General features: G+C 58.2%; 14 protein-coding genes. 7 read left to right on the top strand and 7 right to left on the bottom strand.

Translation table 11 applies throughout. The features are described 5' to 3' along the window. Positions 1-3: 3 nt before the first annotated feature. The 3 genes from AC3WOY_RS25505 to AC3WOY_RS25495 all read left to right on the top strand — a co-directional run bounded on the left by AC3WOY_RS25505 (position 4) and on the right by AC3WOY_RS25495 (position 3615). Positions 4-444: a phosphate ABC transporter substrate-binding protein gene (locus AC3WOY_RS25505; protein ID WP_492428946.1), complete on the top strand. Its 441-nt coding sequence runs from the start codon at positions 4-6 to the stop codon at positions 442-444. A 109-nt stretch (positions 445-553) separates the two neighbouring features. Further along, entirely contained in the window at positions 554-1735 is a 1182-nt protein-coding gene (locus tag AC3WOY_RS25500) for an acetyl-CoA C-acyltransferase family protein (protein ID WP_492428944.1), read from the top strand. 218 nt (positions 1736-1953) lie between these two features. Beyond that, positions 1954-3615, top strand: a complete 1662-nt coding sequence (locus AC3WOY_RS25495) for a sensor domain-containing protein (protein ID WP_492428942.1) — start codon at positions 1954-1956, stop codon at positions 3613-3615. A gap of 152 nt (positions 3616-3767) precedes the next feature. On the opposite strand, the gene AC3WOY_RS25490 is transcribed toward AC3WOY_RS25495, so the two are convergent. The 3 genes from AC3WOY_RS25490 to AC3WOY_RS25480 form a co-directional block, all read right to left on the bottom strand. Next, positions 3768-4412, bottom strand: coding sequence for a TetR family transcriptional regulator (locus AC3WOY_RS25490; RefSeq protein WP_492428940.1), 645 nt, complete (start codon positions 4410-4412; stop codon positions 3768-3770). A 225-nt stretch (positions 4413-4637) separates the two neighbouring features. Continuing rightward, positions 4638-5018 carry a SpoIIAA family protein gene (locus AC3WOY_RS25485; protein WP_492428938.1) on the bottom strand — a complete coding sequence of 127 codons (381 nt, stop codon included), beginning with the start codon at positions 5016-5018 and terminating at the stop codon, positions 4638-4640. Positions 5019-6222: 1204 nt separating this feature from the next. Further along, entirely contained in the window at positions 6223-6534 is a 312-nt protein-coding gene (locus AC3WOY_RS25480) for a hypothetical protein (protein WP_492428936.1), read from the bottom strand. 710 nt (positions 6535-7244) lie between these two features. On the opposite strand from AC3WOY_RS25480, the gene AC3WOY_RS25475 reads away from it, so the two are divergent. Further along, positions 7245-7451: a hypothetical protein gene (locus tag AC3WOY_RS25475; RefSeq protein ID WP_492428934.1), complete on the top strand. Its 207-nt coding sequence runs from the start codon at positions 7245-7247 to the stop codon at positions 7449-7451. A gap of 367 nt (positions 7452-7818) precedes the next feature. Here AC3WOY_RS25475 and AC3WOY_RS25470 read toward each other — a convergent pair whose 3' ends face one another. The 4 genes from AC3WOY_RS25470 to AC3WOY_RS25455 all read right to left on the bottom strand — a co-directional run bounded on the left by AC3WOY_RS25470 (position 7819) and on the right by AC3WOY_RS25455 (position 10945). Further along, positions 7819-8007 carry a hypothetical protein gene (locus tag AC3WOY_RS25470; protein WP_492428932.1) on the bottom strand — a complete coding sequence of 63 codons (189 nt, stop codon included), beginning with the start codon at positions 8005-8007 and terminating at the stop codon, positions 7819-7821. A 4-nt stretch (positions 8008-8011) separates the two neighbouring features. Then, positions 8012-8854 (bottom strand): ExeA family protein, encoded by an 843-nt coding sequence (locus AC3WOY_RS25465; RefSeq protein WP_492428930.1) that lies wholly within the window; start codon positions 8852-8854, stop codon positions 8012-8014. Continuing rightward, the gene (locus AC3WOY_RS25460; RefSeq protein WP_492429405.1) at positions 8851-10251 is read right to left on the bottom strand and encodes a DDE-type integrase/transposase/recombinase; all 1401 of its coding nucleotides are present in this window, start codon (positions 10249-10251) and stop codon (positions 8851-8853) included. The genes AC3WOY_RS25465 and AC3WOY_RS25460 overlap by 4 nt, the downstream gene beginning before the upstream one ends. Positions 10252-10384: 133 nt before the next feature. Then, positions 10385-10945, bottom strand: coding sequence for a hypothetical protein (locus AC3WOY_RS25455; protein WP_492428928.1), 561 nt, complete (start codon positions 10943-10945; stop codon positions 10385-10387). A 388-nt stretch (positions 10946-11333) separates the two neighbouring features. Between AC3WOY_RS25455 and AC3WOY_RS25450 the strand changes: the two genes are divergently transcribed. From AC3WOY_RS25450 to AC3WOY_RS25440, 3 genes are all read left to right on the top strand, one after another. Beyond that, positions 11334-12392, top strand: coding sequence for a DNA-binding protein (locus AC3WOY_RS25450; protein ID WP_492428926.1), 1059 nt, complete (start codon positions 11334-11336; stop codon positions 12390-12392). A gap of 124 nt (positions 12393-12516) precedes the next feature. Next, on the top strand, positions 12517-13122 hold the full coding sequence (locus tag AC3WOY_RS25445) for a type IV toxin-antitoxin system AbiEi family antitoxin domain-containing protein (protein WP_492428924.1): 606 nt from the start codon (positions 12517-12519) through the stop codon (positions 13120-13122). 17 nt (positions 13123-13139) lie between these two features. Further along, positions 13140-13982 carry a nucleotidyl transferase AbiEii/AbiGii toxin family protein gene (locus AC3WOY_RS25440; RefSeq protein WP_492428922.1) on the top strand — a complete coding sequence of 281 codons (843 nt, stop codon included), beginning with the start codon at positions 13140-13142 and terminating at the stop codon, positions 13980-13982. Positions 13983-14011 lie beyond the last annotated feature (29 nt).

Below are 14011 nucleotides of genomic sequence, written 5' to 3'. Positions count from 1 at the left end.
GCGATGGTACGCATATACCGAGATGTATTTGCCGCTTGGACGGTCGTCGCGGCGATTTTCGCGTTTAGTAATAAGGCATTTGCCGAGGTGGCTGTTGTTGTCTCAGCCAGCAGTCCTGTCCTGTCCCTGACGCAGTCAGAGGTGGCCGATACTTTTTTAGGACGTGGACGAGCTTTAGCCTCGGGAGAATATTTGATTCCCCTCGATATGCCGGAAGAAGCACGTGTCCGGCAGGAGTTCTATGCGAAAGCAGTCAGGAAGGATCCGGTGCAGCTCAAGGCGCACTGGATGCGCCGGGTGTTTACCGGCAAGGGAGAGCCGCCGCGCGTGATGCAAGACGTTATACAGTTAAGGTCCTACGTCGCGCGTACGCCTAACGCTGTTGCCTATATAGACCCTGAGCTCGTCGATGGAAGCGTTCGCGTCGTCTTCCTCATCAGATGACAAGCCAATGTACGGCTGTGTCCGGTGCGCGCATAACTGATATACTATCAGTTATTGGATGGCGCTGCGGGAGTGTGCCGGGTTTGGCTTAACGAGCAAGGGGACAGGAATGAATCAGGATGTCGTAATAGTCAGTGGAGTGCGGACTGCAATTGGGGATTTTGGTGGCGCGCTAAAGGATTTTTCACCGACCCAGCTGGGCTCGCTGGTCGTGTCGGAAGCAATGCGCCGTGCGAAGGTGAATGGAGACGAGGTGGGCCATGTTGTTTTTGGCAACGTCATTCATACTGAACCCAAGGACATGTACCTGGCGCGCGTGGCGGCACTCAGCGGCGGGGTCTCCATATTTACGCCGGCACTCACGCTAAATCGCTTGTGCGGCTCGGGTCTGCAAGCGATCGTGTCCGCGGCACAATCAATCATGCTTGGAGATGCCGACATTGCGATTGCTGGCGGCGCCGAAAGCATGAGTCGCGCTCCACATCTCGCACCTGCGACACGTTGGGGATCGCGGATGGGCGATGCGACAATGGTCGATATGCTGACAGGTGCATTGCGCGACCCGTTTGATTCCATTCACATGGGAGTCACTGCAGAGAATGTCGCACAGCGGTACGGCATTTCTCGCGAGGAGCAGGATGCGCTCGCCCTGGAGTCACACCGCCGGGCAGCATTTGCCATTGCAAATGGTTATTTCGACGACCAGATTTTGCCTGTCGAAACGGTCACACGAAAAGGAAACGTCGTCTTTAATAAGGATGAGCACGTGCGCCCGTCGACGACTATGGATGAACTGGCGGCTATGCGTGCGGTGTTTCAGAAGGATGGGACAGTCACTGCGGGTAACGCATCTGGCATTAACGATGGTGCGGCAGCGCTCGTGCTGATGGACGCAAGTGTCGCGAAGGCCAGGGGGCTTCAGCCGCTCGCCCGTCTGGTAAGTTACGCCCACGCGGGCGTAGAGCCGAAATATATGGGAATCGGCCCGGTGTCTGCTACACGCATAGCCCTCAAACGCGCCGGCCTAAAGATTGCGGATTTGGACGTGATCGAAGCCAACGAAGCATTCGCGGCACAAGCATGTGCCGTCAGCAAAGAGTTGGGCTTCGATCCGGCGAAGGTCAATATGAATGGGTCGGGTATTTCGCTCGGTCACCCGATCGGTGCGACCGGTGCCATCATTGCGATAAAAGCAATTTTTGAGCTGCAACGTACACAAGGCCGCTTTGCCCTTGCGACCATGTGCATTGGAGGCGGACAGGGCATTGCTGCCGTGTTCGAACGCATGTAACAATCGGTATACGTCGGCACGCGTGCGTCGCAGCCGGTTTGGAATCGTGAACATTCTCCCTGGAGTGGCGTGTTTGTTCCTAATGTCGCCAATGTTGTGACCGCAAATTGAAAATTGGCTGTTCAATTTACCAGTGGCACCACTACGATGCTACGATAACGATCCCAATCTTGTTACATGCCCGAGATTGCCGGGTGGCTCTCCGGGCGGGCTGCAATATGACGCGATCGAGCACTTCGGATGTACTGAATCTTTTGCAACGACTGGCCGATTCACCGGACACAATTGTCTGGATGAGCGACCGATTCGGCAACTGCATTTATCTTACCCAAGCGAACAACGCGTACGGGGCTGTGCCCGCACCATTCGACATGGCAACGTGGGTACACCAGGTGCATCCGGCGGATCACGCGCAGTTCGGCTCGCTTGTTGCGTCCGCTCGAGAGGCACGCCGGGCGTACAAGGTGAAATACCGGCTAATTCGCAGCGATGGAACGGAGCGCGGTGTTCTTGGAGTCTCGGAACCGCGATTCGATGTGAATAATGAGTTCGAGGGGTACGTCGGATTCATTCTCGACATATCGGACTGGAATTTCATCTTTAGTTCCAGTCCGATTGCGACCGCCCATAGGCTGGTCACCGAAAACTGCTCTGACCTGATCACGCACCATGCGCCTCGCACAGGCAATTACTTGTATGTATCCGCGTCCATCAAGCAGACCCTCGGCTATGAGCCTTCTGAAATGCTCGGCGCCTGCGTGTACGACTTCGTGCACCCGGACGACATCAGTGTCGTGCGCACTGAAATTGCACGCCAAGCAGGTGGCCTGCCCAGTAGCGTGATCGAGCATCGGTTCCGTACTAAAGAAGGGGAGTACCTCTGGCTTAGCACCAATTTCACACTCCTCAAGGATGTCGAGACTGGTGCAGAGCTCGGTGCCATCGCAGTGGCGCGCAATATTACGGCCGAGCGAAAGTCGCGCGAGGCGCTGCGCCGCAGCGAGGAACGCTTGCGCAGCCTGATGAAGCTCTCATTGGACTGGTATTGGGAAACCGACGTAGATGGTCGCTTTACGTTCGTGTCTGAGGGTTTACATCGACTGTTAGGGACTTCGCCAGCGGCCTTGCTGGGTAAAACGCGGCGCGAACGCGCGGCGGACCTGGAGCAGCAAGGCCTAATTGATTACGAGGCGAAAATTGCCGCCCGTGAGCCGTTCAGGGATCTGGTGTATTCAACATATACCGCGGTGCCGGGCGTGCTGCGACACTCCGCTATTTCCGGTGAACCAGTGTTTGAAGATGGCGAATTCGTGGGATATCGTGGGGTGGGACGCGACATAACCCGTGACGTTGAAATGTCGAAGGAGCTAGAGCAACAGGCCCGGCACGATGTGCTGACCGGCCTGCCAAATCGTGTGCACCTGCAGCAGCGTTTGGCAGAGATGCTGTCCTGTCAACGGAATGAGCCGTTCGCCGTGCTCTTTATCGATCTCGACCGTTTCAAGGAAGTCAACGACACGCTCGGACACGCAGCCGGTGACCAGCTACTCAAGGTAGTCGCAGGCCGACTTCGTGCCAACGTGAAGCACGATGACCTGATTGCCCGTTTCGGTGGGGATGAGTTTGTCGTATGTGCGCGAGCATCAAGCCGCCAAGTGGCGGCAAAAATTGCCAAGCGACTGCTGTTCGCGCTCAGTGAACCGATTGTGCTGGGCACGCAGGCAGTACCAGTTCAAGCGTCCATTGGCGTTAGCCTCTTCCCTGAAGACGGTGACACCATAGAACGTCTATTCCACCATGCAGATTTGGCAATGTACGAAGCTAAATCATCCGGCCGAAGCTGTTTTCAAATGTTCGTGCCCGCGCTGGCCGAGCGCTGAATGAAGTAATACCCGTCTGTTTCGTCGCATGTGCGGATGACCTGACCGGTTTTATCAGACCAAGCTAATTTGGGATGGCTCCGGTTGACGACTCGACGAGGTTCCCGGACCAGTTCGAGAGCAAGCTTCCGGCGCTGCGATCCGACCCGAGGTTACGTGTCAAGACGCTTTCTCAGGCTCTGTGAATAGCGCAGTGTGTCAAGGCATGCGTCAACAATGCGTTCGTAGTCATCTGCAAGAGACAGGGAATCCGGGGCGGTAAGCCAATGGCGCACAATTCCTTCCATACTTGCATGCAATAACGATACTGCTAAAGGGATGTCCAAGTCAGATGCCAGATGACCTTGCTCGACTGCCAAGGCGAGCATGTTCGTCAGGCGCTCCCTCCCGCGACTGAAGGATTGTTTCTGATGAACGTAAGCAACGTCGGAGGGCGAGGTAAATTCAATCTTGCGAAACAGGATAGTCAACACCTTCCGAAAGTGGTGGTTCTGAGTGACCTCTTTCAGATAGTACAGACATGCTCTTCTGATATAAGTAATCGGGTCTTCGATGCCCGCCTCAAGCGCCGCTTCATGCAGCTGTTCTATCGGTAATCGGACCCGCTCACACATGGCGTTGAATAATTCGCCCTTGTTTGCAAAATGCCGACAGATGGTGGCATGAGTCGTGCCCGCCGCGTCTGCAACGGCTTCTAGCGTCGTATTGGTGTATCCGTCTCGCAAGAATACATCTTCAGCGACGTCAAGAAATTGGTCGAGTGTCTTCGTTCCTATTTGCTTTGTCATTTTCGACATATCAGATTCGTCCTAGAAGCAACGGTAAGGTCTTGCGTAAACGTGCCACTGTGCAGTGAATAACCTTGAAACAGTCAGTTCCTGACCGAGTACACCATATCTGTTTCTCTGAGGCACTAATTTTGCCCATATTAGCGCAAATTTGAACCGCACCGAAAATCGAAACGGCTCCGCCATAGGAGAGAATGGCGCGGTGGAAAAGGAATTAGAACGCCTTGAATGTCATTAAATTCTTTCCTCGAGCCATAAAATCGCTGCCGTCAAGTCGTTATAAAAAACGCGGTAAGTGCCCTCGCCAAATTGACCAAAAGCGATTCGAGCCAGGTAGGCAATTCGAGTATTTGGGACCAAAATAGCTCTTCGCAGGGGTAACGCCCCTAGCTGTTGCCAAGTTTCCACATCCATCTTTTGTTGCAGTATTGCTAGATCGACTGCGGGATCTTCCACCTCAAGCGCGTCATATAACACCTTTGCCTGCTGCATGTCCTTGTCCAGCAGGAGTACGCGTCTCTGACAATCCCTCAATATTTCCTCTGTGCACTTTCCACGGATGCGCGCGATAATGATTTCACCTACTGGCTCCACCCAAAGCGGTTGCTGATTCATATGTCAATCTACTGACGTTATCTGTGTACCCGAAACTCTACCAGACTTGAAGAAGCGGCTTGCATCTGAACCTGTGGCACACTTTATTACACAGTCGATTCGCAATCGAACGCCTGACTCGTCTTCTGTTGCCATGATTCAATGGGAGTGCCAAACGCGCGGTGCTCATTACATTCCTGCCTTTTGCTGTCCGCACCCGGTACGATGTTCGAGCATAGTGGAGCGGGAAGCACCCATCCCAAGGCATATGCCCCTTCAGCATTCCATAGCATGGCAACAATACGCAGAGACCGATGCATACAATTGCATCCCGCTTGTGCACGACGAGCGTTTTCAACATTTTGTGTCGCGTTGTCTCGTCACGTTAATGGATCACCTGATAAGCGCAAGCACGTCCGCGACCTTGGGCGGTACGCTGACGGCAGCAGAGTATGTTTTCCTGGGAAGATAGTCGGCGGGCTTAGGGGGAATTATTGCGGTACGGGCTGTACGTGATTCCTTCAAGATTAAGTTCGAAGCGGTCACCATCTGCGAACTGCCCGGTTTCACGGAGCAAAGCGTACTAGTCTGGGCGATGTAATATCGGCCCCCAATCTGCAATCGCCATGTTGATCATTCGGATCAGCTCAGGGTAAGCGCCTCGTTTGGTGTACATGCTGCTCATATCTCTCGCCGAGAGTCCATATGAACCAGGGGCAAGTACGGACGGCGTCCGCATATCTATGGAAAGGGGAGGGCGCTTAACCCGCGGAGATACGAGCTGCTCATCGTATCGGAATCTCGATACATGATTCCGATACTAAATGCGCCCGCCTAAAGTGACTGGATTGTCCGGTTATTGCCGCACGGTCACATCCGATGAACATGGTAATTGCCGGGCATCAGAACAACTGCTGGCTTTCTGTTGTCATACTCGCCTAAGGGCATGTAGGCGTTCATGCGGCATTGTCATGTAAATCCTTTCTTAGTTTTCCTAGTACCCGACATCTTCCGTCTTGGGGCCAATACCGAGATCAGTGCGCGGCAACAGGTGCGTTCAATGGCCGCGGTCGCTGAAATGGCCGCTTACCAAACTGTTGACAGGCATCTTCGGGACGGGTAGAGCCTATTCGCTGTTCTTGCGCTACGACTGCATCGGCGCGTTTAGCTGACGATGCATATCACCATCGGCCCGACCGCTTACGTTGTCGGACAGGATGCGGAATTAGACTGGAATACGCACAAGCAAAAGGTGTATCACGTCCAGTGCCGCCGCGCCTACGGGGCGTGTCAAAGAATGACCGAGTGGTCCAGTGCGCGTCGCGGTCGCAGCTCCACCGGGAATTTGCAGTTCTACAGTCTTCTCGAATTGCCTAAACATTGCTGCCTCACGAATAACCAGGCGACGCAGGTCGGCGTCAGAGACAACTTCCGAGATATTGGCGAGCAGGTGGGCGTAGATTTCGAGGGCAGTCTCCGGATCAATGTCGCCCGCGTCGCATGTTCGCAGGGCTTTCTGGATTTCTCTTGCCAGCATGTAGTTGTTCTTGGTTTGACACCTTTGAACGAGCTCCAATTACTCGCAGTTCCTGCTTTTTTTCAAATTTACCGCGATACGTGCACCGGCCATAGAGCCTTGCCCCTGGCAAGCGCAACCAGTTTGGCGTAAGGAAGTGTTGCCGCTATCAATGAATCATTGGCTGTGGTAATAGCCTGCTCACCTATGGCAGTGCGTCCGGCCAGGATTTTCTCGAGGCGATGTGACGCCAAGAGGGATCGGGGGGGGCAATGCCCGCACGTACCATTCCCGCATACGCGGCCCGCGTCAGGTCTACATGGGCAAGTAGTTGGTCCTTGGTTGCCCGCGCTGATGCGTCGACCGTCTTTTCTGCGGCAGTAATACTCACCCTTGCAAGACCGATCGGGTTGTGATGACTTTGGAAGGCAATATTTACCGTTTTCGCACAGATGGCACGAAGGTCCTGAGCGAGTTCAGCTTGCCGCTTCGGCTGTGTTGCAGCGAACTCAATGTGGGGCCCAACAAGCTCTGCGACGGCAGAGAAAGACGGGCGGGGGGGTAATCTTCATGGGACTCCTTTCAAAATACGTTGCAATGCATCATAAAAGCAGGCTATATATATAGGGCGCTGCAGTGCAGCATACAGGAATCGCGCCAGATGTCGTAACGCCGCTGAAACATGACGACGTCAAGCAGACCTTTGCTGGAATTGAAACAGGAGTCTTGTCATGAAGCTCCAGGCACGTCCCCTCAGGAAGGAAGAGATTCTTCGCCTCGCGGCCCGGGCGAAGCTCATGCTTGAACTTGGTGACGAGTATTGCGTCAACGATATCGCCGGCGAAAAGGAACTACTCGCCTTTGCACGCTTGCTCGAAGACAGGTTGACTCAATCGCATGGCAATTCTCTTGCAAATGCGGAGTCAGCCGACAGCTAGCACCAACGCACCTCGGTTAGATACGCAGCGACCGATTATTGTCACACCAGAATAGCCTGAGCGCCTAACCCGTCCATCAAGAGGACGTTACCTGGCAAGCCAGGCGTTGGCTTTAATGTCAAGCGTTGACCGTCCGCTTTCGGCGCGCTTCAATGTCGCCTTCGGGGCGATCGCCGCCAATCAACAAATTTGGATGAACTTTCGCTTCTTTTTACATCCCGGTCGGTGAAAAAATTTGCCGTGCCGTGATGAGTGTGGTCACGCGAGTTGATGGCCCGATTTTCACGTAAATCGATGTGCCGGCAGCCAGTGCAGGCTTCGTGCAGTGCCGCAACGTGAAGTCTAGCGGCACTGCGTCCGACTGAGATCAGAACGGTTCGCCGCGGAACCTGACGGGTCGTTCGTGTTCAGGGTGTTGGTCGTAGTAGCGCCAGAGCTGGAACCCGTAAGCCGACTCGACAGCGTCGATCAAGGCGCCAAGGCAGCGATGGAGCGCGACGACGCCGTCATCCGACATGGGCGGCAGGTTGATGACCGATGGAGATGGTTTTTCCATGTCGTCACCTTGCAGCAGAGCGACGCTGCGGCTTGGTATCCGGTTGCGCGAACACGTCCAGGTACAGTTTTTCATCCAGCACGGCCAGGTCGCGCCGGGCCGCCACCCCCAACAGTTCGCCGGCCAGCGTCATCAGGATACGATAGTTGCCCCCCGCATGGTCGCACAGCGTCTGGCGCAGGCCCGGCGTCATCAGGCTGGCGTTGCCGGCCCCGGCCAGCAGGTGCTCAAGGCAGGCCAGCAGCTCTTCCCGGCTCGCATATTCGGTCGCCAGCCGTGCGCGGATGCGCGAGCCCAGCGGCACCAGATCCTCGCGCCGCAGCTTGTCGGGCAGGCGTGCATCGCCGGCCAGCACGACGCACAGCAAGGGCTGCGAATCGAAGCGGGCCGAAGCCATCAGGCGCAGCTCAGACAGCACCGGCGGTGCCATCTCCTGCGCCTCATCGATGAGCAGCACGGGACGGCGCCGCGTCGATTCAAGGTGTGCCTGCCACTGTTCGCGCAGCGCCTTGAACCCGCCCCAGCGGTTGTGCGGGCGCAGCGGTACGCCGAACACGTCGCCCAGCTCGCGGTAGAAGTCGGCCAGGTTGCTCTGCGGATGGTTGATGGCGCCCACCGTGACGTCCGGCAGCCGCGCCAGCCGGTCGGCCAGTACCCGCAGCGCAATGCTCTTGCCGCTGCCCGGGTCGCCGTGAATCATGGCAAAGCCGCCTTCACGCACCTGCACCTGTTCGATACGCCAGCAGAAGTCCTCGATGCGCGGCGGCACATAGATGGCGCCGGTGGGCAATTCAGGGGTGAAGGGATTGAATTTGAGCCCGTACAGGGCCAGCAGGTTCTGGGTCATCGATTCCTCTCGCCGTCAGTGGGCAGGTAAGCGGGTGGCAGGCCAGTGGCGGCGTAATCGGCCAGCAGTTCGCGCAACAGTGGCGCCATGCCGGCCGGCGCGGTCGGCGTCATCACCGTCGTCGCAGGATCGAGCAAACGCCGTACGCTGTTGGCGTTGGCGGTCTTGTCCAGTGGCTGCACGGCGCACAGCACGGTGCCCTCATGCGGGTCGACCAGATCGACCCGACTCAGATCCCAGCGCGCGTAGCGCACCTGTATGCTGTGCAGATGCCGATAGCGGGCCGGGATTTCGAAGCGGGTGCCCTCCAGGCTGAAGGTGCCGTCGGAGCGGCGCTGGCGACGGGCGGCCTCGATGCGGAACGCCGCGCACAGGGCTGCTGCCGACGGACATTGGCGTCCAACGTTGGGGCCCTCCAGATAGCGTTGCAGCGGCGTGGCCCGCAATTCGGCGTGCGCACTGCGGTGGTATTCCTGTTCGACCCAGGCTTGCGTGGCCAGGTTGAGCGTGTCCAGCGTGAGCATGGCCTCGCCTTCGAGCATGGCCATCAGACGCCCATCGACGCGGCCCCAGAACACTTCCTGCTTCCCATTCTGATAGGGCGAGTACGGCAGCGTGGTCTGGTGCAGCACGCCCAGCGCGGCCAGTCCGCTGGTGGTTTCCTCGGCCAGCATGGCCGCGCCGTTGTCGGTCATCAGGGCGCGCGGCAGGCCACGCTTCATGAAGGCCTGGCACAGGCCGTGAACGAGGCTGGCGGCAGTCTCGTCGAGATACCACTGCAGATGGCATACCAGGCGCGAACGGTCGTCGATCACGCCCAGCAGCATGGGCTTGACCCAATCGCCACCGGCGGTGAGTACCTTGCGCGAGCCATGATGGAAGTCCAGGTGCCACAGGGCGTTGACATGCTCGACCTCGTAGCTGCGCACCTCAAGCTGTTCCTTCCGGTCGCGGGCGGCCAGCGCCCCCGCACTGGCGCGCGCCAGACGGGCCTGGCGCAGCATGCCGTTGGCCCGCAGGTAACGGCGGATGGTCGGATAGGACGGCAGCGTGGTGCCGCGCAGCGCGGCCTTCAGATTGTCGAAATGCAGCTGCACGCTCCAGCCGGGGTGCGCCTGGTATTGCGCACGCAGCGCCGCGATCACTTCCGGCGCCAGGCTGTGGAAGCTGCCGCGGTCGCCACGCCGGCGGTCGCGCAACTGGTTTACCGGATCGCTGGCATGCCGTGCAGTGTAGAACCAGCGTTCAATCGTTGCGGTGGCGAAGCGGACATCCTTGCCCGACAGCGGGTGACGCCAGGTCCTGGCCGCCAGTGCGCGCAGCGCCGCGACCAACTGGCCCGGCTCCGGCGGCGCCGCCAGCAGCGGTCCGATGATCGAGAAGCGCAAGCGCGCCATGGCGTCGCGTCTGGGGACTACGGGGTTCGAACTCAAACAGGTCTCCTTGGATGGCTGGCGCCGGCGGCGCCATGCAGGCCAGGCAGACTACAAGCGGGACCAACGCGCGGCTATCGGCATCTTCTGCGTGCGATCAACGGCCCTTGCGCAGCGCGATCAAAGCGACGCCGGTCAGCGGCGTCAGGAACATCAGGAGGCGCCGCATGGCTTCGTCAAGCGTGCCCTGGAAGCGCGACAGCAGCTCCCCGGGCAACAAGGCGGGATCGACCGGCGGCACGAAGCGGGCACATAGCGTTTGCCATAGACGGGTAGCGGGGAAGCATTCGCGCCACCACTGCCGCCAGCGCCGCAGGGTGCGCATGGAAATCGACAGTTGCTGCGCCAGACGCGAGGCCGCCGCTGGTGTCGGACCTCGGTCCGACACCAGCACCACCGCCAGGTGAACACGCCGGCCAAGGAAACGCACCGATACCGATGTCACGCGCCGGCGACACTGTGCGCAGCAGAAGCTGAAACGCACAGCGAAGTCGTCGCGCACCTCGCGCGGGCAGCTGCGCGGCTTGCGCGGAAAGTGGGCTTGATGGAGAGTGCCGCCGCATGGGCAGCCTTGAAGGCGGGTCTGGTCGGCCAGCTCGCGGTCGATTCGGACCAGCTGATGAAAAAACTTGAGGTCACTAATGAGGGCGTGGCACACTGCAGGCAGTCTGAAGTCGTGAGAAACCGAAGACTCCCCCAAAAGGATCGTTTGTTCAAGTTCCTCGCGGGGGTTCTCCCTGCGTCCATCACGCTACGTGATCAAAATCGCCTCGAAATCCATCAGGTTGAGTGAACATACTCACCGTGATGGTGTTCCCGTCTACAGCAATGGGTACCGCATAGAGCTTAAATGCTTGCGCTTCGCGGGCCAGAAAAGTGAACGTCCATTGGCAGAAATTCAAGGATGCGTTCTCAGACACAAAGCGCGGCGAAGAAGTGACATTAATTAACATTATAACGCTAATGTCATATTTGTCGGCGATTGAATTGGATATTTAACGTATTACGTTATATTATCGATGCATTTCCTGCCTTTTCCCGCCGCCATGACCACGTCCGAACCCAACGAAAAGCAGCTGCTCGCCGATATCGACGCGCTGCGCGGCCAGTTCCTACAGACCCAGGACCTGTACCGCGAAGTGTGCGTGTTGCTGTTCTTTAGGTACGGTATCACGCCGACCACCAACAAACTGTACCAGCTGGTGCGCAAGGGCAGCATGAGCGCGCCGGCCGAGGCGCTCAATAAATTCTGGGAAGATTTAAGGGACAAGAGCCGGGTGCGGATTGAGCATCCGGACTTGCCGGAGTCACTGAAAACGGCCGCCGGTGAACTCGTTGCGACGCTGTGGTCATCCGCGCAGGGCGCCGCGCAGGAGGCGCTGGCGACATTGCGCAGCGAAGCGCAGGCGCAGGTGGTGGAAGCGCGGCAGGCACACGCAACCGCGGAAGCTGATCGGGATTCGGCTAGGGCATCTCAAGCGCTGGCCAGCCAGACGCTGGAGCAGGCGCATATCAGGATTGGCGAGCTGGAGCAGGCAGTGGCCGCGCGCGATGCGACGATTACCGCGCTGGAAGGACAGCTGCAATCGGCCCGAGGTGAAAACGCCGGGCTGCTTCAGAAGCTGGACGACGCAAGGCGGGATTTCGGGACAGAACTCGAAAAACTGCGGTCGGCGGGGAGTCTAGCGGAAGAACGGTTCCGCGCGTCCGAGGCGCGTGCGCTGATGGAAATCGACCGCGAACGAACCGCAGCTAGCAAACTGCACAAGGAGATGGAAGGGCTACGCTCGAACGCAGTCCAGACGGTGGAGCGCCACCGCGCCGAATTGTCTGCCGTTCAGGAACAGCTCGGCAATTATCGACAAAGGGCAGGGGAGCTCGAGGGGAACCTGAAGGCGGTTACTGCAAGCCGGGATATGGCGGTGGATGACCTGAAGGCGACACGTGCTCTTCTCGACGATAAGCACGCGCAGCAGGCGCGCGCGGAGAGTTTGGTTGCCGAGTTGCGGACACAGTTGGAAGAAGCGCACCGCAAGATTGAGGAACTCGGGAAAGCATATAAGCCTTCCCGTACACCAAGGAAGCCGAAAGCTGTCCCGCAATAGTCCTCATTTTCAATTGCACGGCACCCAGGACAAGCGTTGCAGCGCTTCAATACCGTCGAGCTCAAATGTTCCGGTTTCTCATCAAATATTTGCATTGGACGAAATAACGGAACATACTCCTTCCATGCTCTCCGGTACCCACACTCAGCGCGTCCTCGATCTAGCTAACCAGAAGGGACTGCTGCGCGCCAGCGATCTGGACGCCATCAGCGCGCCCCGGGTTGTCCTGACGCGCCTGACCGCAGCAGGTCTGCTTGAGAAGGTGGGGCGCGGCCTGTATCGCCTGCCCGACGCACAGGTGTCGGAATTCGAGAGCCTCGGCGTCATTGCCACCAAGGTGCCTCAAGCGGTGTTCTGCACGCTCACGGCATTGCAATTTCATGAACTGACCACGCAACTGCCACGTCAGGTCTGGATCGCCATGCCTCGGGGCAGCCATCCACCCCGTATCGACTACCCGCCCATCAAGATGCTCCAGTTCACGGGCGATGCCTACTCAGCGGGCATTGAGGAAGTCGAACGCGACGGCGTCAAACTACGTGTGTACAGTGTGGCCAAGACCGTGGCGGACTGCTTCAAGCATCGCAACAAGATCGGTCTGGACGTGGCGCTGGAGGCGCTGAAGGACGCGCGCGCGCGCAGCAAGGCCACAGTCGACGATATCTGGCATTTCGCCAAGATCTGCCGCGTGGCCAACGTGATGCGCCCCTACTTGGAGAGCGTAGGATGAGTGCGCCCAGGCCAAATATGGCGGCATCCGTTCGTGCCCGCCTGCTCAACCTCGCCAGGGCACAAGGCGTCGATTTCAATCAGGTACTGGTGCGCTTCGCCTTGGAACGCATTCTCTACCGTCTGACTCAGTCTCCGCACGCGGATCGCTTCCTGCTCAAAGGTGCATTGCTGTTCACGCTCTGGTACGACATGCCGCACCGGGCCACACGCGATGCCGACTTGTTGGGCTTCGGTGCCAGCGATTTGGAGTCGGTCGCCCAGGCATTCCGGGACATCGCAGCCGTATTAGTCGACGACGGCATTGTGTTCGATCCTGCCTCGGTCACGGTCGACGAAATTCGCAAAGAAGCAGGTTACGGCGGCGTTCGTGTGATCATCGCAGGCGACCTGGCCAGAGCACGCTGCAAGACGCAAATCGACATCGGTTTCGGGGATGCCGTCACGCCAGCACCCGTTGACTCGGTCTACCCGGTACTGCTCGAAGAAATGCCCGCGCCACGGCTGCGTGCCTACCCAACGTACACGGTCGTTGCAGAGAAACTTCACGCCATCGCTTTGCTGGGCATGGCCAACAGCCGCCTGAAGGACTACTTCGACCTGTCAGTGCTATTGGAACGAGAAACTTTGGACATCGATCTGTTGGGCCAAGCGATCAAGGCCACCTTCGAAAGACGGGGCATGGCGGTCTCTGATACTCTGCCGGTCGGCCTGACGGATGAGTTTGCGCACGACGCCTCACGGCAGGCGCTGTGGCTGGCATTTCTCAAGAAGAACGAATTCCCGCCTGAGCCTTTGGCCGCCGTCATTGGCCGCTTGAGCGTGGCTTTGGCTCCCGCGGTGAACGCTGCCGCTCGTTGAACACCCATTCATCGGATAGCCGCTTCGCC

It is taken from the genome of Noviherbaspirillum sp. FW303-A3, assembly GCF_058788695.1.
This window is presented reverse-complemented; position numbering and strand designations above follow the sequence as displayed.